21 protein-coding genes are annotated in these 21141 nt (G+C 72.3%); 4 read left to right on the forward strand and 17 right to left on the reverse strand.

Translation table 11 applies throughout. The annotated features are described in order from the left end of the window. Positions 1–69: 69 nt before the first annotated feature. Positions 70–480: a DUF2267 domain-containing protein gene (locus tag AB0M35_RS10655; protein WP_363743909.1), complete on the reverse strand. Its 411-nt coding sequence runs from the start codon at positions 478–480 to the stop codon at positions 70–72. Between the two features lie 140 nt (positions 481–620). On the opposite strand from AB0M35_RS10655, the gene AB0M35_RS10660 reads away from it, so the two are divergent. Beyond that, positions 621–893: a DUF2795 domain-containing protein gene (locus tag AB0M35_RS10660; RefSeq protein WP_363743911.1), complete on the forward strand. Its 273-nt coding sequence runs from the start codon at positions 621–623 to the stop codon at positions 891–893. A 222-nt stretch (positions 894–1115) separates the two neighbouring features. On the opposite strand, the gene AB0M35_RS10665 is transcribed toward AB0M35_RS10660, so the two are convergent. The 6 genes from AB0M35_RS10665 to AB0M35_RS10690 all read right to left on the reverse strand — a co-directional run bounded on the left by AB0M35_RS10665 (position 1116) and on the right by AB0M35_RS10690 (position 7776). Beyond that, positions 1116–1778 (reverse strand): hypothetical protein, encoded by a 663-nt coding sequence (locus tag AB0M35_RS10665; RefSeq protein WP_363743913.1) that lies wholly within the window; start codon positions 1776–1778, stop codon positions 1116–1118. Between the two features lie 95 nt (positions 1779–1873). Then, positions 1874–2845 (reverse strand): pirin family protein, encoded by a 972-nt coding sequence (locus tag AB0M35_RS10670; protein WP_363743915.1) that lies wholly within the window; start codon positions 2843–2845, stop codon positions 1874–1876. Positions 2846–2934: 89 nt separating this feature from the next. Further along, positions 2935–3777, reverse strand: coding sequence for a hypothetical protein (locus AB0M35_RS10675; protein ID WP_363743917.1), 843 nt, complete (start codon positions 3775–3777; stop codon positions 2935–2937). A gap of 245 nt (positions 3778–4022) precedes the next feature. Then, a complete protein-coding gene (locus AB0M35_RS10680) occupies positions 4023–4637 on the reverse strand; it encodes a hypothetical protein (protein WP_363743919.1) in 615 nt (204 codons plus the stop codon). 13 nt (positions 4638–4650) lie between these two features. Then, positions 4651–6375, reverse strand: coding sequence for a DUF4012 domain-containing protein (locus AB0M35_RS10685; protein ID WP_363743921.1), 1725 nt, complete (start codon positions 6373–6375; stop codon positions 4651–4653). A 141-nt stretch (positions 6376–6516) separates the two neighbouring features. Beyond that, on the reverse strand, positions 6517–7776 hold the full coding sequence (locus tag AB0M35_RS10690; RefSeq protein WP_363743922.1) for a glycosyltransferase family 4 protein: 1260 nt from the start codon (positions 7774–7776) through the stop codon (positions 6517–6519). A gap of 159 nt (positions 7777–7935) precedes the next feature. Between AB0M35_RS10690 and AB0M35_RS10695 the strand changes: the two genes are divergently transcribed. Beyond that, positions 7936–8490 (forward strand): low molecular weight phosphatase family protein, encoded by a 555-nt coding sequence (locus tag AB0M35_RS10695; RefSeq protein ID WP_363743923.1) that lies wholly within the window; start codon positions 7936–7938, stop codon positions 8488–8490. On the opposite strand, the gene AB0M35_RS10700 is transcribed toward AB0M35_RS10695, so the two are convergent. Further along, positions 8471–9928, reverse strand: a complete 1458-nt coding sequence (locus AB0M35_RS10700; protein ID WP_363743924.1) for a polysaccharide biosynthesis tyrosine autokinase — start codon at positions 9926–9928, stop codon at positions 8471–8473. The genes AB0M35_RS10695 and AB0M35_RS10700 overlap by 20 nt on opposite strands. Before the next feature lie 384 nt (positions 9929–10312). Here AB0M35_RS10700 and nhaA point away from each other — a divergent pair, with 384 nt between their 5' ends. Continuing rightward, complete coding sequence (nhaA, locus tag AB0M35_RS10705; RefSeq protein ID WP_363743925.1) at positions 10313–11641, forward strand: Na+/H+ antiporter NhaA; 1329 nt, start codon at positions 10313–10315, stop codon at positions 11639–11641. A 4-nt stretch (positions 11642–11645) separates the two neighbouring features. Here nhaA and AB0M35_RS10710 read toward each other — a convergent pair whose 3' ends face one another. The 9 genes from AB0M35_RS10710 to AB0M35_RS10750 all read right to left on the reverse strand — a co-directional run bounded on the left by AB0M35_RS10710 (position 11646) and on the right by AB0M35_RS10750 (position 19176). After that, positions 11646–11936: a hypothetical protein gene (locus tag AB0M35_RS10710; RefSeq protein WP_363743927.1), complete on the reverse strand. Its 291-nt coding sequence runs from the start codon at positions 11934–11936 to the stop codon at positions 11646–11648. Beyond that, positions 11933–12298, reverse strand: coding sequence for a DUF1622 domain-containing protein (locus tag AB0M35_RS10715; RefSeq protein WP_363743929.1), 366 nt, complete (start codon positions 12296–12298; stop codon positions 11933–11935). Before AB0M35_RS10715 ends, AB0M35_RS10710 begins: the two co-directional genes overlap by 4 nt. Before the next feature lie 51 nt (positions 12299–12349). Further along, positions 12350–12937 carry a TMEM165/GDT1 family protein gene (locus AB0M35_RS10720; protein ID WP_363744479.1) on the reverse strand — a complete coding sequence of 196 codons (588 nt, stop codon included), beginning with the start codon at positions 12935–12937 and terminating at the stop codon, positions 12350–12352. 258 nt (positions 12938–13195) lie between these two features. Beyond that, a complete protein-coding gene (gene egtD / locus AB0M35_RS10725; RefSeq protein WP_363743931.1) occupies positions 13196–14161 on the reverse strand; it encodes an L-histidine N(alpha)-methyltransferase in 966 nt (321 codons plus the stop codon). A gap of 42 nt (positions 14162–14203) precedes the next feature. Then, entirely contained in the window at positions 14204–14950 is a 747-nt protein-coding gene (gene egtC, locus AB0M35_RS10730; protein WP_363743933.1) for an ergothioneine biosynthesis protein EgtC, read from the reverse strand. Between the two features lie 10 nt (positions 14951–14960). Continuing rightward, complete coding sequence (gene egtB, locus AB0M35_RS10735) at positions 14961–16259, reverse strand: ergothioneine biosynthesis protein EgtB (protein ID WP_363744481.1); 1299 nt, start codon at positions 16257–16259, stop codon at positions 14961–14963. Positions 16260–16294: 35 nt separating this feature from the next. Continuing rightward, entirely contained in the window at positions 16295–17530 is a 1236-nt protein-coding gene (gene egtA / locus AB0M35_RS10740; protein ID WP_363743935.1) for an ergothioneine biosynthesis glutamate--cysteine ligase EgtA, read from the reverse strand. Positions 17531–17711: 181 nt separating this feature from the next. Further along, on the reverse strand, positions 17712–18557 hold the full coding sequence (locus tag AB0M35_RS10745) for a hypothetical protein (RefSeq protein WP_363743937.1): 846 nt from the start codon (positions 18555–18557) through the stop codon (positions 17712–17714). A 1-nt stretch (position 18558) separates the two neighbouring features. Further along, complete coding sequence (locus tag AB0M35_RS10750) at positions 18559–19176, reverse strand: RNA polymerase sigma factor (RefSeq protein WP_363743938.1); 618 nt, start codon at positions 19174–19176, stop codon at positions 18559–18561. A 501-nt stretch (positions 19177–19677) separates the two neighbouring features. Here AB0M35_RS10750 and AB0M35_RS10755 point away from each other — a divergent pair. After that, positions 19678–21042, forward strand: coding sequence for a protein kinase (locus tag AB0M35_RS10755; RefSeq protein WP_363743940.1), 1365 nt, complete (start codon positions 19678–19680; stop codon positions 21040–21042). Positions 21043–21141 lie beyond the last annotated feature (99 nt).

Consider the following 21141-nt stretch of genomic DNA (forward strand, 5'->3'; position numbering starts at 1 on the left):
CCGCCGCGACGCTCGACGACGGCGCGGCTCGATCGGGGCCCCGCTGGCTGCCGGCGGCTCAGCGACGGCTTAGCGACGGCGCAGGGTGGCGCCGGGGGCCATCGCCGGCTCGACCATGTCGCGGTAGTCGCGGGGCAGTTGCACGACCAGTTCGTCGAATTCCCCGCCGGTGACCGCCTCGCGGATCGTGGTGAACACCGCGCCGACCACGTTCCGGGCCGCCGACTCGTCGATCCGGGCGCGTACGGCCACCCGGGCGACGAACTCGGCGCCGCCGAAACGCTGCGCCGCCTCGGTGGCGGGTGTCGGGCGCAGCGGCAGCCGCAGCGGCTCGGGCAACTGAACGGCCAGATCCAGCACCTCGCCGCCGGTCAACCGTTCGGCAAGTGTCTCCAGCGTGGCCTGGATCAGCTCCACCGCCCGCTGCGAGGACGTGCCGGTGCGCTGGGCGACCTGGTCGACGAACGTGTCGTAGTTCATCGCGTACCCCCCTCGTCCGGCGGTTACCCACCGCGACGGTGCGGAAACGACGGCGCTTTTCCGGTTCCGGCGCGTGACGGCCGCTCGGCTGGGTAACCGCGCCCGGTCGTGGCGAATCGAAGCCGGGAGGAGCCGACACCATGGCGAGTTACGCCGAGGTACTGCACTACCTGTCCAGTTTGGACTACCCCGCCGGCAAGGACGACGTGGTACGCGAGGCCGAGCGTGAGGGCGCTCCGCCGGACGTGCTGCACGCCCTGCGGGCGCTGCCACCGGTCGAGTACGCCAGCGGCCCGGAGGTGGCCCGCTCGGCGAGCATCGAGGCGGCTCCCGAAGTGAATGACGCCCAGCGGGCCGCCGCCGGTCGCGACAAACGTCACCAGCGGGTCTCCCAGCACCTGCGCAGAATCTGAGCCGATGAGGCGGGACGAGGTGGGTTCAGGAGGGCGCCCCGGCCGCGAACCGCGACCGGAGGCGCCCCTGGGTAGCCACCTGCCCTGACGGCGGCCCGCCCGAACCGGGTCGGGACCATCAGGCGGCCCACAGTCACCCGAACCGGGCGACTGCTGCTACCGCGAGAATCATACGACGCGCCATCAGCCGAACGGTCAGCGGGGGGTCGATCAACGAACATCTCAGGCGGACAGCTCCGCGTACCGGCGTTCCAGGTCTATCCGGGCCAGCGCCCCGACCAGCCAGGCCAGTCGTTCCGACTCGCCGCCTCCGGCCAGTCCCGCGAGATCCTCGGCGGAGCGGCCCAGCCCGAGCCGACGGGCCGCAGCCAACGCCCGCCGGTCCGCCACCGGAGCCACCTCTCCCCACAGCGCCTGCACCTCACGCAGGAAGAGATCCGCGACCTGCCCGTCCACTCCGGGTAGCGCGGTGAGCAGTTCCCGCTCGCGGACCGGGTCGTACCCGGCACCGGACCGCAGCCGCCGCAGGTCACCCCGATACCGCTCGACCACCGTGCGGGCGAGGTCGCCGAGCAGGTCGGCGAGGGCGTCAACGTCACCGCGCTGGCCGCTGTCGCGCAGCACCCGGACCCGCTCGCCGTGCAGGGCACGAGCCAGCCGGGCCGCGCTGTCCCAGCCGGCGTCCGGCAGCGCGTGCGCGCTGTCCAGGGCCCGCCGGTAGTCTCCCCGGCGGGCCAGCAGGATCGCCAGACAGAGCAGCTGGAACAGGCTGGACGGATTGTTGGTCACCCGGAAGCCGTACTGCTCGGCGAACCCTCGGCCGCTGCCGGCCAGCCGCCGGACCAGACGCTTCTTGTCCTCGATGGTGGACGTCGCCGTTGCCATGCCGGCTACTACCCACGCCGGGGCCGAACACGCCTACGGTCCCGCCTCGGGCCCCACCGACGTCGAGGCGTCACGGGCATCGAGGCGGTGGTCGGTCAGTCCCGCCAGCCGCCGGCCCGGTCGCGGGCCTTGAGTCGAACCGTCGGCAGCGCAGGCGCGGGCAACGGCGGATCCGGGTCGTCGGCGACGGTCCCGAACCGCCGCCCCGCCATCCAGTCCTCGCGGGCGGCCAGGATCTCCTCGTGGCTGCGACCGACGAAGTTCCACCACATCACCAGTGGCTCCTCGAAGGGGGCGCCGCCGAGCAGCATCAGCCGGGTGCCCGGCTCGCCGCGCACGGTGAACTCGGCGCGTCCCGTGCCGAGCCAGAGCAGCGCCCCGGGCGCGACCCGGGCGCCGTCGACCTCGGCGGCGCCGTCGAGGGCCAGCAGCGCGTACTCGAAGTCGGGTCGCAGCGGCAGACCGGCCGCCGCCCCGCCGGCCAACTCCAACTGCGCGCCGACCAGCGGAGTGTGCACGCGAGCGGGTGAACGCTCACCGCCCAGTTCCCCGACGAGCAGGGTCACGCTCAGCTCCCCCGCACGCCAGCGGGGCAGCTGCGCGTGGTGGGCGAAGTCGGCCGGGCCGGAACGCGCCGGATCCGGCAGCGCCACCCACAGCTGCACACCGTGCATCAGCGGCGGATGGTCGGCCGGCGACCGTTCGGAGTGTGCGATGCCGTGGCCGGAGGTCATCACGTTCAGCTGGCCCGGCCGGATCGGTTGGACGCTGCCGAGGCTGTCGCGGTGCAGGATCTCGCCGTCGAGCAGCCAGGTCACGGTCTGCAGGCCGGTGTGCGGATGGGGCGGCACCTCCATGCCCGGCCGCTGCGCCACGTCGTCGGGACCGAAGTGGTCGACGAAACACCAGGCTCCGACCATCCGTCGGGTGCGCTGCGGCAGCAGCCGCCGGACCGTGGTGTAGCGGCCCAGCGGCACGTCGTGCCCCGGCAGCAGGACGCTGCCGGGATCGGCGGTCGCCACCCCGGGCGGTCGGGTCTGCGCGGGCATCGATTCGGTGCGCTCCACGAGCCGACTCTACGCCGGGTGCCGGCCCGTCATCGGTGGCTGCCCGCGCCGGTCGGCCCGTCCACCCCTCGCCGTACGCCGGCCGGGCGTCACCCTCGGCGTACGGTGACCAGGTTCGCCCCGGCCACCAGGTCGAGGAAGATCCGGTCGACCGAGCGGTCCCAGGCCGGCGAGCCGAGCACCGTGCCGGCGGGGACCCCGTCGTGGCGTTCGTCGTACACCTGCACTCCGCCGGCCCCGGCGTTGGCCCGCACCCGCACCGGCGCGCCACCGGCGACCGTGACGTCGAAGATGTTCACCCCGCCGGTCACCCGCACCACGACCCCGCCGCGGGTGCGCGGCAGCCGCAGCTCCGTACGGGTGGCACCGCCGGCGAACTCCAGCGCGGACAGCCGGCCGGCGGTGAGATCGAGTCGGCGTTCGGTGGTGCCGCCGGTGATCCGCAGCTGCCAGGACACCTTGGCGTTCAGCAGCACCTCGACCTCCCCCGGCCCGTCCGCGATCTGCTGCATCCGCAGCCGCAGCCGGTCGGTGGTCAGCTCCGGGCGGGGCCGCGCGTCGGATCCGGCCGGGCTGGTGATCCGATACAGCTCCTCCCCCAGGTCCGCCATCCGCAGCTCGAACCGGGTCACGCCGTCGACCAGCTCGAAGGTGGCGCGTTCCCGGCCGGCCAGCGGCGCCGTGCGTACCTCCTCGGAGGTCTGCGCCGCCGCGCGGGCCGCACCGCCCAGCCCACTGGTGCCGGCGGACCCGGCGGTGACCTGCGGCTGAGGGCCTTCGCCGGTGAAGACCCGGCCGAGCCGGTGCGGGTCGGACAGGATCACCACCACGGCGGTCGCGCCGAACCCCAGCACCAGCACCGCGGCGGCGGCCAGCAGCCGGGCCCCGGCCGAGAAGGTCGGTCCGACGGGGCCGGATCCCTCGTCGGTCACGGCCGGATCCGTCGGTTGTTCGTCCGTCGGCTCCGGCGGTGGGGTTGTCGGACAGTTCGCACTCCCCGGTGAATCGGCCATGCCACGTCCCCTTCCACGGTCCCCTACCAGCAGACACGCAGCGGAAGGCTGGATGGATCAGTCGCCCTGACGTCGAATGTCGCGGCAGACGAACGGCCGGTGCCCGGCGGAGGATCCGACGGGCACCGGCCGTGGTGCGTCCGGGCTCGGCCCGGAGTGCTGAATCAGCGTGCGCCACCCACTCCGAAACGGTTACGCCGCCGCCAGAGCATCGTGCCGAGCAGCATCACGGTGCCCGCTGCGACGAGACCGCCACCGACCTTCATCGGGGTGTCCAGGCTGCTGCCGGTGACCGGCAGGTGCGGCTTCTTCTTGGGCAGCACCCGTAGCTCGATCGAGGGACGGCGGTCCGTCTCGGCGGTGAAGGTGATCAGGCCGGTCACCCGAGGCGTGTACTCCCGGGTGAAGAGGCCGTCGGTGTTCGTACCGACGCTGAAGCGGTCGGCCGTGGTTGGCTGGTAGGCCACCGGTGCCATGGCAACCGTGCTGCCGTCGCTACGGCGCGCGGTGTCGGCGGCGGGCGCGGCAAGCGACTGCACCGTGACCACGATGTCGACCGTCACGTTCCGACCGAAGTTGCGACCGGTGAGGATCACTGTCTCGCCGAGGTAGATGGTCGGTCGGTTCACCGTCAGCGACGGGAGTTGCGGCGTGTACGTCGGTGGTTGAGCTGGATCGGTGACTGTGGGCGACGGCTGTGGCGCCGCCCCCGCCACGGCCGGCACGGCCACCACGGCCAGTCCGACCGTGAGCGCCATGATGATGCGGGATAGCCGCATTTCTCGTTCCCTCCTACTGTGAACAGCTAGGTGCGGTAACAACTTGGGTGGTCCATGGGGCAGCGGTCGGGGTCAGCCACAGCTCGGCATTCCCGTCGTCCGTCTTGCCGGTGAGCAGGAGGACCTCCAGGGTCTTGCTCCCGCCCGGGCCGAGCTCGACGTTCACGGTGGCCACCTGCCGGCGCCGTTCGGTGCCGGTGGCCACCGGGGTCTCGGCCCCATCGAGGCGGGTGTCGAGCACCGCCCCGCCGGCCGGGCCGTACACCGAGACCAGGGTTCGGACGGTGTACGGATCCCCCGACATGGCCAGGCCGAGGACCGATCTGCTGAGCCCGGAGGCCGGTGCGGTCGATCGCAACGTCACCCGCAGGCTCAGTTCGCGACGGCCCTCCGCCTGGCAGTCGCCGACCACCAGGGCGGCGCTCTGCCGGAGGTAGTAGCCGAGCTTCGCGCCGCTGCCGTCGTTGAGGAAGACGCCGACGGTCGGCACGGCGTCCTGCTCCGGAAGCGTCCCGGCCATCCGGCTGCCGCCGAACGTTCGCTGTTCTTCCGGACGGGCACTCCAGAACAATATCCGGCGTTCCATCACGGAACGGTCAAATGCGGACAGAAGTCCACTAGCAGGTATTTTTCGCCCAAACAGGGCATCGAACACCGCTGCGGCGGCGGCGGTGAAGAAGGCGTCCTGGTCGGCCGGCTCCATCCGCTGGTAGGTATCGCTGAGCAGCGTCTTCACCGCGTTGTCGGCAGTCAACTCGACCCCACCGGCGGGCACCCGGACCGGACCGGTCGCCTGCAAGAGGTACGACAGCGCGACCGGGTCCACGGCGAGCACACCGTCCACAGTGTCTTCGGTGCTACGCCGGTACATGTCGCGGTACAACGCGGCAGCGGTCGGGAAGTGCGGGGTCAGGTTGACGTCGGCGGGATAGATGCCGGGCAGTTCACCCCAGAGGGACCGCACCTCGGCCGGCACCTTCAGCGGCTCGGTGAAGCGGCCGAAGCTCGCCGAACTGCCCTGATCCCCCATCCTGAGCCGCCCCTTGTTCGCCTCGATCAGGGCGTACGCGCCGAACATGCCGCCGGTCGCCCGCAACTCGGCGAGGTTCTGCGACACCAGCAGATAGCGGCGTGGACCGTCGACGCCGAGCAACGGCGGCAACAGCCGGCCGGCCCGGTCCGCCGCGGAGGTCAACTCGGCCAACCGGTCGATCTCGCCCCGCAACCGGACCACCGCCTCGCGGACCTGGCCGACCAGCCGATCGTCACGGATAGCGCCCAGGTCCGACCTGGTCCGCCGCACCGTCACGTCGACCTCGGCCAGTCGGGTGGTGACGGCCCGAAGCTCGGCCACGTCCAACCGCCCCTCGCGGGGCACCAGGCCACCGAGATCGACCTCCAGCAACGCCGGAAAGGCCTGCCGGGCCAGATCGTCGATGGCGACGGCGATCTGCCGTACGGCCGAGAGGTTGGCGCCGGCGTACGGCACCTGCCGGGCCAGCCCCCAGCCCGGATCACCGGTGGCGCGGCGGGCCGCATCGGACTGCTCCTGCAGCGCGGCGAGCGTGCGTTGCGCGCGGGCGGTGTCCCCGCGGACCAGATGGCTGCTCAGCTCACCGGCCAACCCGGCGGCGTTGACCAGGTGGGCGCGGGCCTGCCAGCCCCGGAACCCCACCCAACCGGCGACACTCAGCACCAACGAGCCGACCACCAGCGAGGTGAGCAGGACGCGACGCAATCGGACACGCCGCCGTCGGCGGGATCGACTCCGCCGCCGACGCGAGCTTTCACTCTCCGCCACGCCTACCCCACTTACCACGATTCGGACAGAAGGCACCATAGTTCTAACAGCTGACGACCGGTCTGGGAGGTTAATGGCTCATTCAGACGTTATGAGCTTCGTGTTCTGGGTGTCTGATTTGCCACGCGGACCGGCAGCCGCGGCCTCCCGCAGGATCCGTTCGATCCGATCCACGCCCCCCGGCAGCGACATGTCCCGCAGGTACGCCTCCCGGCCACGGCGGCCCATCTCGGCCCGTGCCGTTGGGGGTATGTGCGCGGCGAGCCAGAACCGGTCCGCCAGGCTGGCCCAGTCCTCCGGCGGGCAGGAAAGTCCCGCCCGGGCTCGCTCCACCAGCGCGGCGGTGTCGCCGCCGGCCGAGGCCACCACGGGGACGCCGCAGGACAGGGCCGCCTGGAGCTTGCCCGGCACGGTGCTGCGTAGCGCCGGCAGGTCCCGCAGCATGACCAGCTGGTAGTCGGCGGCGGCGTACAGTTCCGGCATGTCCAGCGGCGAACGTCGCTCGACGAACCGGATGTTGTCGGCCCGCAACTCGGCGGCGAGCCCCCGCACCCGCCGCTCGTGAGCACCCGAACCCACCAGGACCAGATCCATGGTGTTCGCCAGCGCCGCCGCCGCACGTACCGCCGTCTCCAGCCCCTGCCGGGCCCCGATGGTGCCGGCGTGCATCACCACGCACCGCTCGTCGCGGCGGACCAGTCCGCGCGCGGCCGAGCCGGCCGGCGCGGGCCGGAAGATCCGCTCGTCGGTCCAGTTGAGCACCACCTGGACCCGGGCCGGATCGGCGCCGACTGCGACCACCGCGTCGCGCAATGACGGTGCGCTCACCGCGATCGCGCCGGCGGCCTGGTAGGTCCTGGTCATGGCGGCGCGCACGCGCGCCGCCCACCGGCCGTCGTCGGTGTCGTCCGGCACCTGCTCCGCCCACACGTCCGGCACGTGCAGGACGACCGGTACGCGACCGAGCAGCCGCAGCAGCGCCGCCGAGGCGAACGCCGTCGCGGGTGGCTGATGGACGTAGAGGACGTCCACATCGGCGAGATACCGTCGCCCGACGAAGGCGGCGCTACCGGCGAAGGAGAGCCAGGACGCCATCCGGGGCCGGACGCCCCCGTCGCCGGTGCTGTACCGGGGCACCCGCCGTACGGTCAGCCCCCGGCTGCGGGTCTCGTGCCGCCAGCGCTGCCGCCAGCCCGGGTAGACGTGCCCGCCGGGGTAGTCGGGAAAGCCGGTCAACACCCGCACCTCGTGGCCGCGCGCGGCCAGCTCCTCGGCCAGGCTGCCCGGGATGAAGGCGGGCTCGGGCGGAAAGTGGTACGTCAGGATGCCGATCCGCACCGGAACACCCCCGCCCTCTCCCGGCCCGGCGCGGCGTCCGCGACGGAAGCCGCCGCTGCTGCGTACGATGCCGGCAACCCCTCCCGGGACGGGTGCCGGCGGCGGCCGTCCTTCGTTGCGGCGCCAGCGTGTGCGTCCGCCTCGTCGAGAGGGTTCCAGATGGTCAAGGGAGTTCTGTTCGTCTGCCACGCCAACCTGTGCCGGTCACCGATGGCCGAGTTCACCGCCCGCCGGATGCTCGCCGGGCAGCCGGTGACCGTGGCCAGCGCCGGCACGGACGCGGTGCCGGGGCGGTCCATGCACCCGTACGCGGCGGCGATCGTCACCGAGGCCGGTGCGGATCCCGCGACGTTCCGCACCCGGCGGCTGGCCCCCGAGCACCTCACCGATGCGGTGCTGGTGCTGACGGCGACCCGGCGCCAGCGCTCGGTCTGTACCGCGCTGGCGCCGGCGGCGCTGCACCGGACGTTCACCCTGCGCCAGTTCGGCCGCCTCGCCGCGGCCGTCGAGCCGCCCCTGACCGAGCAGGACGATCCGCTGGCCGCTGCGGTTACCGCCGCCACGCTGGCCCGGGCACGGCTGCAACCCGCACCCGGCGACGCCGACGACCTGCCCGACCCCGTCGCCGGTACGCCCGAGGATTTCCGGCGCTGCGCGGAGGAGATCGAACGGTCCCTGCGACCGCTGGCGGCGCTCATCGGGACAGCCGGGTGAGTTCCTGGGTGTGGTCGACCGGCGCCCCGGCGCTGCCGCGTTCGGCGTGCCGACCGGCGGCGGCCCGACCTTCCGACGCCGAGGCGTTGCCCACCACCACCCGGTAGGCCTCGTACTGGTAGGCGTCGCTCTTGGGCACCCGCGCCATGTTGAGTACGCAGCCGAGCAGCCGCACCGAGACCGAGTGCAGAGCCCGAGCGGCCGTGGCCACCTGCGCGCGTGAGGTACGCCCCTGCTGGCTGACCAGCAGCGCACCGTCGGCCTGCACGGCGACCACCACACCGTCGGTGACCGCGAGCAGCGGGGCGGTGTCGATGATCACGATGTCGGCCGAATCGCGCAACGCCAGCAGCAGATCCGACATGGCCTTGGAGCCGAGCAGTTCACTCGGGTTGGGCGGTGCCGACCCGCTGGGCAGTACGAGCAGGGACTTGTCGCCCCAACGCTGGACCACGTCGCCGACGTGCACGTCGCCGACCAGCACGTCGGTCAGTCCGACCCCGGAGTCGACGCCCAGGTAGTGGCCGACCTTGGGCCGACGCAGATCGGCGTCGACCAGCAGCACCCGCCAGCCCGCCTCGGCCAGGGCGATCGCCAGGTTGCACGACAGGGTGGTCTTGCCCTCGCCCTGCAACGCGCTGGTGACGGCGATGACCCGAGCCGGCTCGTGCACGTCGACGAAGCGCAGGTTGGTACGCAGCTTGCGGATCGCCTCGGCACGGGCCGAGGTGGCGGCGTCCCCGACGATCAGCGGCGCCACCCGGGCGCTGCCGTCCAGCGGGATCTCACCGAGCAGCGGACTGCCGGTGACCCGCCGCAGGGCGGCTGCGTCGCGCAGCCGGACGTCGGCCATGCCGCGCAGCACCGCCAGGCCGACACCGGCCAGCAGGCCGAGCAGAACGCCGATGACGGCGTTGCGGACCGGCTGCGGGGAGACCGGGCTGGGGGTGACCCGCGGCCCGCTGACCACCTCGATCTTGATCGGCCCGGCGCTGCCGTCCGGCTTGGTCTCCACCTTCTGTACGAGTTCGACGAAGTTCGCCGAGAGCGCCTCGGTGATCCGCAGCGCCCGGGCCTGGTCGGTGTCGGTGATCGAGGCCCGCAGCAGCACGGTGCCGTTCTCGGTGGAGGTGCTGACCCGACGCTGGATCTCCTCCGCGGTCAACCCGACCTGCCGGTCGGCGGCGGCGCTCTGCGCCAGCCGGTCACTGGTCAGCAGTTCGGCGTAGGACTTGACCCGTTGCTGGAGGAAGAGGCCGCCCTGGTAGGCATCGGTGACGCCCTGACTCGGGGTGGTGACGAAGAAGGTGACCGAGGCGACGTAGCGGGGCTGTGCCCGGACCGTGATCAAGGCGGTGACGCCCAGCGCCACCATGACGGTGACCAGCACGATCCACCAGTGCTGCCGCACGAGGCGCAGCTGGCGCAACAGGTCCATCAGGCCCGCCTCCGGATCGGCCCGGTAACGCCAAAGAACTTCACGAAAACCCCCAAGGTCGACTGAATCTCGTGAAACCATTAAAGCGGCTTATGTGACCTGTGTCCGGAATTAGGGTTTTCCTCGCAGCGGTCAACTCCCGCAATGCCCAACCGGACCGAGCGTCCGTCGGAATCGCCCTCCCGCCGGAAAAGATGCGGTTTCCCGCCGGGAGTCGGTGCGGATTCCCGCCGGGAGTTGTCGCAGTGCGGGCAGCCGGGTGGGACCGCCTGATCGCCGCCCTCGCGCCCGCCGCCGCCAGGGGATAAGGTCGTGCCCGGTGTGCCGGGAAGTCTGGTCGGCGATGAAGACTGCTACTCCCCGACCGACAGGTGGAACCTGCGCATGACCGACCACAACCCGCCCCCGGAGCGCCACGGCGTCCGTCGCCTCTTCACGCGTACCTCCTGGCCGGAGGCCCGCTTCCTGGCCGACGTCCTCCGTACGGAGACGGTCGGCGGCGCACTCCTGCTGGTCGGCGCGGTGCTCGCGCTGGTCTGGGCGAACTCTCCGTGGAGCGAGGCCTACACCGAGCTGAGTCGCTGGGTGCCGTGGGCCGGTGGCGCGGCACTGCACCTGGACCTCGACCTCGCCACCTGGGCCGCTGACGGGCTGTTGGCCGTCTTCTTCTTCGTGGTCGGCCTGGAACTCAAACGCGAATTCGTCGCCGGCGAGCTGCGCGACCCACGCCGAGCCGTGCTGCCGGTCGTGGCGGCGGTCGGTGGCATGGCCATGCCCGCGCTCATCTTCGTCGGCGTCAACCTGGCCGCCGGCGGCGAGGGACTACGCGGTTGGGCCATCCCCACCGCGACGGACATCGCCTTCGCACTGGCCGTACTGGCGGTGATCGGGGCGTACCTGCCGCAGGGGCTGCGCGCCTTCCTGCTCACCCTGGCCGTGGTCGACGACCTGCTCGCGATCACCATCATCGCGATCTTCTACACCGACGACTTCAGCGTGCTCCCGCTGCTCGGCGCCGTCGCGCCCATCGCGCTGTTCGGTCTGCTGGTGCAGCGTCGCCGCACCTGGTGGTGGGCGCTCATCCCGCTGGCGGTGATCGCCTGGACCCTGGTGCACTCCTCCGGAGTGCACGCCACGGTGGCCGGCGTGCTGCTCGGCTTCACCGTGCCGGTGCTCGCCGGCAAGGGTCGCGACGGGCGCCCCGCGCCGGGTCTCGCCGAGCACCTGGAACACAAGTGGCGGCCCATCTCGGCCGGCTTCGCCGTACCGGTCTTCGCGTTCTTCGCCGCCGGGGTCTCGCTACGCGGCGCCGACCTGGGTGCGGTGGTCACCGATCCGATCGTCATCGGCGTCGTGCTCGGTCTCGTGGTCGGCAAGACGGTCGGCATCCTCGGCTCCACATTCCTGCTGGCCCGATTCACCCGGGCCCGCCTGGACGAGGACATCACCTGGTCCGACCTGCTCGGTGTGTCACTCCTGGCCGGTATCGGGTTCACCGTTTCGCTGTTGATCGGCGAACTTGCCTTCGGTGCCGACAGTACGGCCGGCGCCAACGTCAAGGCTGCCGTGCTGGCCGGATCGCTGATCTCGGCGCTGCTCGCCACCGTCGTACTGGTCCGGCGCAACCGGGCCTACCGGATGATCGCGCTGAAGGAACAGATCGACCTCGACCGGGACGGTGTGCCGGACGTCTACCAGCGACCCGACGCCTGACGTCTCAGCGGCTCGGTGCCCGGTCGGTCGGCCCGGCCGGGCGTCGGCGAGCCGAGGCCCGCCAGCGGTCGTCGGCGAGCAGCCCGGCCCGCAGCATCCGACGCACCGCCACGAGCACGACCACCGCCGCCAGACCCGACCAGGACGTCCCGCCGGCCAGCCGCACCAGCCCGGCGGCGACGAGCATGTCCAACAGCACCTCGACAGCCATCGGCACCGACCGGGTGGCGAGCAGCGTCACACCGGCGCTGAGCACGCCGAGCGCGCCGACCACCGCAGCCACGGCCCCGATCATCGGGTCGCTTCCCCGGGCTTCTCCACCTGCCGTTGTTCCTGCTCGATCTCCTTGCGCAGGACACGGTTCAGACCCGTCCGGATGGCCGCGACCGCGGCGAGCTGACCAATCTGGGCGAACGTCGGCGACAGCGCGGTACGCAGGATGTCCGCGGCCAGTTGGAACTCCAGGCCCAGGACGAGGAAGCGGCCCAGGGTCAGCCGGATCCGGGTGAACACCGCGGCGTCGCGGTGCCGTAGCCCGTCCACCACGAACTGCAGCGCCGCCCAACCCACCCCGGCGACGATCACCACGACACCGACCAGCTCGACCGCGGTCACCACGAGCTGGTGACCGCGGTCGACAGCCTCCTCGACGTTCACCTCGGCGCCTTACCCGGCTGGTAACCGGGTAGTCGGCGCCGGGGCGAGTGCTCAGAGCAGCTCGGCGAGCGCCTCGATGATCAACCAGAGGCCGCTGACGGCGAACAGTGCGGCAGCACCGTACTTGATGGTCCGTTCCGGCAGCTTCCGACCGAGCAGCCGGCCGACGATGATGGCGAGCGCGTCGGCGGCCACCATGCCGACGGTCGAACCGACCCAGGTGCCGAACCAGCCGTACTGGGTGGCCAGCGTGATCGTGGCGAGCATCGTCTTGTCGCCGAGTTCGGCGAGGAAGAACGCGACGCCCACGGTGAGTACGGCGGACTTGCCGCCCCTGGCCGCCTTGCGCTTGTCCTGCTCGGTGAGGGTGTCACCCCGCAGGGTCCACAGCCCGAAACCGATGAAGGCCACACCCGCCAGCAGCGAGATCCAGCCGGTCGGCAGCGCCGAACCGAGGCCGTACCCGATGGCCACCGAGGCCAGGTGCACCACGGCGGTGGCGACGGTGATGCCGATCAGAATCGGCATGGTGCGATATCTGGTGGCGAAAGCCAGGGCCATGAGCTGGGACTTGTCTCCCAGCTCGGCAACGAAGATCACGCCGAAGCTGACGGCCAGCGCGACGAGGAACCCTTCCATGACGTCCTTCCCGATCAGGCCGGGAGGAGGTACGGGGATGCCCTCGACCCGGCTGCTCACAGCCTGGGTCGAAGGTCTCGCCCGCCTCGTCACGCGAGGCCTCGTGGCCGGATGCGGAACGCACCAGTATGTCGACCACGATGTTGCGGGCTACTCCCCTTCGCTGCGCTCAGCCTAGCCGATCACCGTCCGGGTCGACCGGGTGGGCCGACCCCCGTCGGGTTCGCAGCGCGATTCGCCGACGCCTGACCCGGCGGATCAGTCGGCTCGGGCCAGAGTCACCCCGAACAGGCCGTCCGGGTCGGTCCAGAACTGTTGCGCGGGCAATCCGGCCGCAGCCAGTTCGGCGGCGATCCCCTCGGGGCGGAACTTGGCCGACACCTCGGTGCGCAACTCCTCACCTGCGGCGAACCCGACCTCCAGATCCAGCACCCGCACCCGCATCGGTCGTTCGGCCCGCAGTCGCATCTCGATCCACTCCCGTCGCGGGTCCCAGAGCGCGACGTGGGCGAAACCGTCCGGATCGAAGTCGGCGCCGAGTTCCCGGTTGAGCACCCGCAGCACGTTGCGGTTGAACTCGGCGGTCACCCCCGCCGCGTCGTCGTACGCGGGCACGATGACCGCAGGGTCCTTGACCAGGTCGGTGCCGACCAGGAACCAGTCCCCCACCTCCAGGGCGTCGCGCATCCGGGCCAGGAACTCGGCCCGCTCGGCCGGCAACAGGTTGCCGACGGTGCCACCGAGGAAGATCACCAGCCGTCGCCCACCGGCGGGCAGCCGGTGCAGGTCACGGGTGAAGTCACCGACGATGCCGCGTACCCGCAGCCCGGGATAGTCGGCGGCGAGGGCCGTGGTGGATCCGCGCAGCGCGCTGACCGACACGTCCAGCGGGACGAACGTGCCCAGGCCGCCCCGGCGGGTGAAGGCGTCCAGAAGCAGCCGGGTCTTCTCCGACGACCCGGAACCGAGCTCGATCAGCGTCTTCGCACCGGTCAACTCGGCGATCTCGGCCGCGTGCTCGGCCAGGACGGCACGTTCGGCCCGGGTCGGGTAGTACTCCGGCAGCCGGGTGATCTCATCGAACAGCTCGCTGCCCCGGGTGTCGTAGAACCACTTCGGCGGCAGCCACTTCGCCTCGGCGCTCAGCCCTACGCGCACGTCCCGGCGCAGGCTGTCGGCGATCTCCCGGTCGTCGAGGTGAATCTCCAACGGTTCGGTGCTCATCTGCTTCCCTTCGTCGGTGCTGATCGGTACGCCCGGGCGGGCTCAGGACGCGGCCAGGGCCCACTGCCGCACCGTGGTCGCGGTGACCTGCACGAGTTGGCCGTCCGGCACCTCCCGCCAGTCCGGGTCGTCGTCGTGCGGTTCGGAGGCCAGCAGCACCGCGTCGGGCGTGGCGCGCAGGGACAACGCGTGCCCGGTGGTGGTGGCGACCGCGGTGTGTCCGTCGGTGAGCATCAGGTTGAGCCGCGACCCGGGCGCGGCGGCGGCGACTGCGGTGACCGTCTCGGCGACCGCCCGCGCCGGTGCGACGCCCTCCCTCAGCCGGTGCCGCACCAGCGCCCACAGCAGCGCCGAGTCGGTCGCCGCGTCGAGCGTGAGCAGGTCACGTACGGGTAGCTCGGCGGCGAGCGGGACCATCGAGTCCGGCCAGCCGCGCACCACGCCGTTGTGACTGAACAGCCATCGACCCTCGGCGAAGGGCGCGGCGGCCCCGTCGATGACCGCCATGCCGACCGTGGCGGAGCGCACCGCGGCCAGCACCGCCGTGGCAGAGGTGACCGCCGCCAGCTCGGCGATGGTCGGGTCGCTCCAGATCGGCTGGGCCCGCCGGTACCGCACCGGCGGGCCATCGCCGGGATACCAGCCGACACCGAAACCGTCGGCGTTGATCGTCCCGCCGCCCCGCATGTCGCGCGGCGCCCAGGACTGGCGCAGCAGCGAGTACGGCGGATCGAGGAGCAGCTCGCGCAGGGTCACCGGCGGCCCCAGGTAGACCAGGTGGCGGCACATCAGCCGACCGTCACGGGTGGGCCTGCTCGGCGCCTGCATCACGGGCGCAACGGAACCCGCTGAAGATCTGCCGACGGATGGGGTAGTCCCAGTTGCGGAACGTACCCCGGCAGGCCGCCCGGTCGGTGCCGAAGGAACCACCCCGCAACACCTGGTACTCGTCGCCGAAGAAGACCTCCGAGTACTCGCGGTACGGGAAGGCGACGAAGCCCGGGTAGCCCCGGAAGCTGGTGGAGGTCCATTCCCACACGTCGCCGATCAGCTGGTGCACGCCCAGCGGCGAGACACCGGCGGGATAGGCGCCGACCGGCGCCGGCCACAGGTGCCGCTGCCCCAGGTTGGCGTGTGCCGAGGTGGGCTCGTCGTCGCCCCAGGGGTAGCGGCGGGACCGGCCGGTGGCCGGATCCCAGCGGGCCGCCTTCTCCCACTCCGCCTCGGTGGGCAGCCGCTTGCCCGCCCACCTGGCGTACGCCTGGGCCTCGTGGAAACAGACGTGCACCACGGGCTCGTCGTCGCGGACCGGGGCCCACCGGCCGAAGCGCCGGTACGCCCAACCGTCGCCGTCGCGTCGCCAGTGCAGCGGCGCGCTCAGCCCGGCCTCCTGACGGTGCAGCCAGCCCCGCTCGCTCCACCAGCGCGGCTCGTCGTACCCGCCGTCGGCGATGAACTCGCGGTACGCCCCGTTGGTCACCGGCGCGGCATCGATGAGGTACGCGGGCAACTCCACCCGGTGGGCGGGACGTTCGTTGTCCAGCGCCCACGGATCGGCGTCGGTGCCCATGACGAACGGACCGGCCGGCACCAGCACCTCCTCGGCCGGTCGTACGGTCGGCTCGGGTGGCGCCGGCGCCTGCAGCACCGCCGGCCCGGAGCGCAGCTGGTGGGTGGCGAGCATGGTCTCGTCGTGCTGCTGCTCGTGCTGCACGATCATGCCGAAGGCGAAGCCGTCGGCGACCAGTGGACGGCTGTCGAAGGCGATCCGGTCGAGCAGGTCGAACACCTTGTCCCGGACGGTCGCCAGGTACGCCCGCGCCTCGTCCGGCGGCAGCAGCGGCAGCGCGGGACGGTCCCGGCGGGACTGCTTGAAGGCGTCGTACAGGTCGTCGATGTCGCACCGCACCGGCTCCCGGCCGCCGACGTCGCGCACCAGCCAGAGTTCCTCCTGGTTGCCCACGTGGGCCAGGTCCCACACCAGCGGGGACATCAGCGGCGAGTGCTGGCGCATCAGGTCGGCGTCGTCCACCACCTCGGTCAGCAGGGCGGTCCGGGCCCGGGTGCGTTCCAGCTCCGCCGCGATCCGGCCGCGCAGGCCGTCGGCGTCTGCCCCTTCGGTCACCGTGTGGGTCACCCTTGCCTCCTCTGTGCGGCGGCCCGCCGTCGGCGCAGCCCTCGATCGATTTCGTCGTGCAACTCCGCCGGCAGGTCGAGCCGAGGCAGGGCCGCCAGGGCCAGGTCGAACAGCGCGGCGGCGGCCGAGGCCAGGGCCGGGTCACGCAGGCCGTGGCGCGCGGCGACCTGCCAGCGGTCGGCCACCGGCGCGGCCACCGCGAAGGCCGAGTCGGTCGTGTTGGCGTCGACGAGCAGGGCCGCGAGCATCGCGAGCGGCAATGTCCAGTCCCGGCCCGACTGCGCGTCCAGATAGCGCAGTTCGAGGTAGCCACGCGGACGCACCGGCGGAAAGAGCGTGCTCACGTGGTAGTCCAGATCGTCGATGGTGGGCGGTCGGGGCAGCGCCCCGTCGAGCCAGTCGGCGAATGTGACGTCCGGTGGTGTGGTCCAGTCGCGCTCTCCGTCGCGGACACAGAGCAGCGGGGCGGCCAGCACGTACGCGGTCCACGCGGTCACCGGCGCCAGGTCGGGGCGGCCGGGCTGCCAGACCGCGGCGGTACGCGCGGGGTCGATGCGCAACCACGCCCCCATGCGCGCCGAGGCCCATCCGGTGTCCCGTCCGGCGTGTCGATTCGCGGTGGCGAAGGCGGCCAACAGTGGTGGCCCGAGCGCGTGCACCAGCGCCCAGCGGGCCGCGAGCTGCCCGGGTTCTCCGGCGTCGAGGCAGACCTGTAGGCCTGCGGTGCTGTACATCATCGTCCGCCCGGCCGGGCCTCGCCGGTCGAAGACCTGACGCATGGCGCGGTAGCGAGGCGTGTCGATCACCGCTCGGGGCCGGCGGTACGGATCGAGTCCGGTGCGGCCCAGTCGCAGGCCGGCGGCGTGCAGCAGACGGGCGACCTGGTCGATGTCGGACTGGGTGGCCTCGATCAGGGCGCCCACGGAGGCACGCGGTGGAGTGGAGACCTCCACCTGGCCGCCGGGTTCGACGGTCACCGCGCCGCCGTGCAGCAGCCGCAGCGCGGGGCTGGTCGGATCCAACGTGGTGGGACTGTAGGGCCCCAGCGCCGCGCGCAACCGCGTGGCATCGACGGGGCGGGTCGGGTCGACGGCGTCGTGGACCGTCCATTCGAGCTCGACACCCGTGCAGGTCGGTGGGCCCGTCTTGAAACAGATCCGGGCGAGGTGCCGGGCGGCTGCGGCACGGTCACGCAGCTCCCGGACCCGGTCCAACTCCGGCGACACCACCATGCAACGGCTCCCTTCCTGGTGCCGGCTCCGCCCGGTCACCGTAACCCGCACCGGTGACATCGGCAGACCCGTCTGAGGTCCGCCAACTTCTGTCTAGCAGGCGCCAACCGCGCGTCAAGGGGAAATTCATTCCCGTACCGGTCGACGCGCCGACCCAGGCACGCTTCCGGCCGGCCGCGGGTCAGAACTCGGGGAGCACGGCAGCCTGACCGGCGGGCCCCGGCTCGGTGCCGAAGCCACGCTTCGCCAGCCACTCCGGGTCGGTCTCGGCCAGCAACGCCTCGCAGTACGCCGGCACGTTGTCCGCGCCGCCGGCCGCCACCACCAACTCGCCGAAGGCGGGGGTGCCCAGCGCCTTCTCCCGCTGGCGCTCGGACTTGGACAGGTAGGCCTTGCACAGGCCGGACCGGTCGGCGGTGTTGTCGGAGTTACCCGGGCCGGCCTGCACGGTACGTTCCACGGTCGGCGCGGACGGTACGGGCGGGGGCATGGCCGAGGGTGGCCCGCTCTCGGTCGGCGCGACGCTGACGCCCGGAGTGACGCCCGGGGTGGTGGTGCTGGGCTCGTCCCGGGACGGTCCAGGGTCCTCCCGATCGGGCCCCGCGCCCACTGCGCTCGGCGACGGTGCGACCGGGCCGGTGGTCGGAACCGGTGGCGGAGCCGGGCGCTCGTCCGGCCGGTCCAGTCCTACCGCTGCCAGGGCTGCGCCGGCGGTGGCGGTGGCGGCCACCCCGGCGATCCAGACCGCCGCTCCGGCGGTGAACCCCCGACGTGGGCGTCGGGGCGTCACAGCGGCCGCGCCGGCCTGCCGGGCGGCCCGGAACGCGGCGAGTGCCTCCTCTTCGCCAGCGAGTTCCCGCGGGCGGGACGGTGCGGCGGCGGCCCGCAGCAGTCCGGCGAGCGGATCCGACGGGCCGGACGAGGACAGTCCGGGACGTGGCGCACGTGCGGCATCGAGCAGCTGGTCGTGGTCGGTCGGCGCTCCGAAGCCGCCCAACCGCCGCAGGAACATGTGGAATCCCCTCACGTCAGCCGTCCACCGACTCGACGTGCGGCGTCTGCGGGCCGGTACGCGGAAGCGGCGGCGGCGTGGCGGGCGTGCTGCTCTCCTCGGCTCGCTGGCCCAGCATCAGCGCCAACCGGCGCAGGCCGCGGTGCGCGGCGGTGCGCACCGCCCCGGCTCGGCGACCGAGCACCCGCCCGGCGGTCTCGGCGTCGAGCCCGACGACGGCGCGCAGCAGAACCGCCTCGGCCTCCCGGGGCGGCAGGCTGGCGATCATCGCGAGGGCGGCCTCGGTGCCGATGCTCTCCCCGGCCCGTTCGGCCGTGTCGGCGTCCCCGGCCAACTCGCTGAGTTCCTGGACCGGCACCGGCAACGCGGGGCGGCGCCGTTGTCGGCGTAGGTGGTCCATGGCCCGGTTCCGGGCGATCGTGACGGTCCAGGCACGAAACTCCCCACCGCTGAAGTTGGGCAGATCGCGGGCCACCTGCAGCCATGTCTCCGACGCGACGTCCTCAGCGTCGGCACCGACCAGGGCGGTCAGATAGCGCAGCAGCCCGGGCTGGAGGCTGCGGTAGAGGAAACGGAACGCCTCCTCGTCGCCGGCCTGAGCCGCCTCGACGGCCCGACTCAGTTCACCGGACATGGCCTTGCCGCTTCCGTCCTACCGGTCCTTCCGTGGATCGCCCGAACAGCAGGCGAACCAGGTACGGGCCAAATGTCCGAGCTGGACCTGTTCCCCGCACCCCGCCCCCGTCAACCTGCTCGTTTCCGGGCCGGTGTGGCCCGGATGCGGATTGTTCCCGACAGCACCGCCGACCACAACCACCGGTGGCGGACGATCAAGGCGCGACAGACCGGATCGGGACGCAGCAACCGGTCGGGGAGGCCGAGCCAGGCAGGAAAGGTGACAAATATCTAGGCCTCTGACCGGCGATTTGCCGTAACGTGTGGCGTCCGGCGAACGCCAATCGGCGGTCCGGGCTGCTCGCGGTCACTGGCCCGGCCCGACGTCGGCGCCCCGCGCAGCAACCTCGTCACCCTTGGTGGTCACCGGGCTTCCCGGGCTCACCGACCTCCGCCCCGAGGTGTCACGCCGCTGGGCCGCAGGCGCGCCGATCGGGCTGACGGTGGGTACGGTGGTGCCGTGTTGTCTTCGGAGGTCGTGCTCAGCGGTCGGTACCGCTTGGACGAACGTGTCGCCACCGGCGGCATGGGCGACGTCTGGCGTGGGACCGATCTGGTCCTCGGCCGGCAGGTCGCGGTCAAGGTGCTGCTGCCCTCGCTGGTGTCCGACCCCGACTTCATCGCCCGCTTCCGCGCCGAGGCCCGGATGATGGCGGCGCTGCGCCATCCCGGCATCGTGCAGGTCTTCGACTGCGGTGAGGACGAGTTGGCCAGCGGCGGACGGGCCGACTACCTGGTGATGGAGTTCGTCACCGGCCAACCGCTGTCGAAGCGGATCGAGGCTGAGGGTCGCCTGGACGTCGCCGAGACCATGTCCGTGGTGGCTCAGGCGGCACAGGCACTGCACGCCGCGCATCTGCGCGGCATCGTGCACCGTGACGTCAAGCCGAGCAACCTGCTGGTGCAGGAGGACGGGACCGTCGTCCTCGTGGACTTCGGTGTGGCCCGCTCGGTCGATGTGACCAGCATCACCAGCACGAACGCGGTGCCTGGCACCGCCCTGTACATGGCCCCCGAGCAGGCCGCAGGACGGCCCGTGTCCGGGGCGACCGACCTGTACGCGCTCGGCGCGGTCGCCTACTGCTGCCTGACCGGCAGCCCGCCGTTCACCGGCGACAACCCGCTCCAGGTCGCCGTACGGCACCTGGACGATCCGCCGCCGGAACTGCCGCACGACATCCCGGAAGCGGTACGGGCCCTGGTGGAACGCGCCCTGGCCAAGGATCCTGCGGATCGGTTCAGCAGCGGTGCGGCGATGGCGGAGGCGGCCCGCAGCGCGGTGTCGGACAGTTCCCTGCCGACTGCGATGGTCCCGGCCGCTGCGGTACGCAATCCCGGGCCGGGCACCCGAGCGGCCAACACGGTGGCGGAAGGCGCTCCGGTGGGCTCGCGGCGGGGGCGAGGCACGTTGGTCGGTGCGCTCACCGCGGTGGTGGTGGGTCTGGTCGCGCTCGGCGCGGCGCTCGGCGCGACCGGTGAGGCCAACACTCCGGCGGTGCATCTGCCGACCAGCCCGCCGGCTGCCGACTCGGTCGTCGAAGACGAGGAACCGTCCAGCGAGGCCGAGAGCGAGCCGGCGCGGGTGCCGCCGTACCGCCCGGCCGGATCCACCGGCAAGCCGACCGAGTCGCCCTCGCCCTCGCCGAGCGCGGGGCAGCCCACCGAGTCGAACGAGCCCGAGTCACCCGAGCCGGAGCCGAGCACGGCCAGCCCGGCTCCCGGCACCAGCACCCCCACCTCGGAGCCGCCCGCCCCGCCCACGACGCCATCGGTGACTGAGCCAACCGGCGACACCCCGCCGGTGGACGGCGCCGCAACCGGTTGACCCCACCGGCCCCAACACCACCGGAATCCCCAAAACGGACACCTGGCATCATAATTCGCCTTAGGCTCCTGGCAGCAATCACTGCCTGATGCTCGGGAG

The sequence above is a fragment of the Micromonospora sp. NPDC051196 genome, assembly GCF_040682415.1.
In the GTDB taxonomy this organism is placed as follows: domain Bacteria; phylum Actinomycetota; class Actinomycetes; order Mycobacteriales; family Micromonosporaceae; genus Micromonospora.

Excerpts from the sequence above, each read along its gene's own strand:
- AB0M35_RS10655 (WP_363743909.1), bottom strand. The coding sequence starts at position 480 with ATGAACTACGACACGTTCGTCGACCAGGTCGCCCAGCGCACCGGCACG.
- AB0M35_RS10660 (WP_363743911.1), top strand. The coding sequence starts at position 621 with ATGGCGAGTTACGCCGAGGTACTGCACTACCTGTCCAGTTTGGACTAC.
- AB0M35_RS10665 (WP_363743913.1), bottom strand. The coding sequence starts at position 1,778 with ATGGCAACGGCGACGTCCACCATCGAGGACAAGAAGCGTCTGGTCCGG.
- AB0M35_RS10680 (WP_363743919.1), bottom strand. The coding sequence starts at position 4,637 with ATGCGGCTATCCCGCATCATCATGGCGCTCACGGTCGGACTGGCCGTG.
- AB0M35_RS10695 (WP_363743923.1), top strand. The coding sequence starts at position 7,936 with ATGGTCAAGGGAGTTCTGTTCGTCTGCCACGCCAACCTGTGCCGGTCA.
- AB0M35_RS10700 (WP_363743924.1), bottom strand. The coding sequence starts at position 9,928 with ATGGACCTGTTGCGCCAGCTGCGCCTCGTGCGGCAGCACTGGTGGATC.
- nhaA (WP_363743925.1), top strand. The coding sequence starts at position 10,313 with ATGACCGACCACAACCCGCCCCCGGAGCGCCACGGCGTCCGTCGCCTC.
- AB0M35_RS10710 (WP_363743927.1), bottom strand. The coding sequence starts at position 11,936 with ATGATCGGGGCCGTGGCTGCGGTGGTCGGCGCGCTCGGCGTGCTCAGC.
- AB0M35_RS10720 (WP_363744479.1), bottom strand. The coding sequence starts at position 12,937 with ATGGAAGGGTTCCTCGTCGCGCTGGCCGTCAGCTTCGGCGTGATCTTC.
- egtD (WP_363743931.1), bottom strand. The coding sequence starts at position 14,161 with ATGAGCACCGAACCGTTGGAGATTCACCTCGACGACCGGGAGATCGCC.
- egtC (WP_363743933.1), bottom strand. The coding sequence starts at position 14,950 with ATGTGCCGCCACCTGGTCTACCTGGGGCCGCCGGTGACCCTGCGCGAG.
- egtA (WP_363743935.1), bottom strand. The coding sequence starts at position 17,530 with ATGGTGGTGTCGCCGGAGTTGGACCGGGTCCGGGAGCTGCGTGACCGT.
- AB0M35_RS10750 (WP_363743938.1), bottom strand. The coding sequence starts at position 19,176 with ATGTCCGGTGAACTGAGTCGGGCCGTCGAGGCGGCTCAGGCCGGCGAC.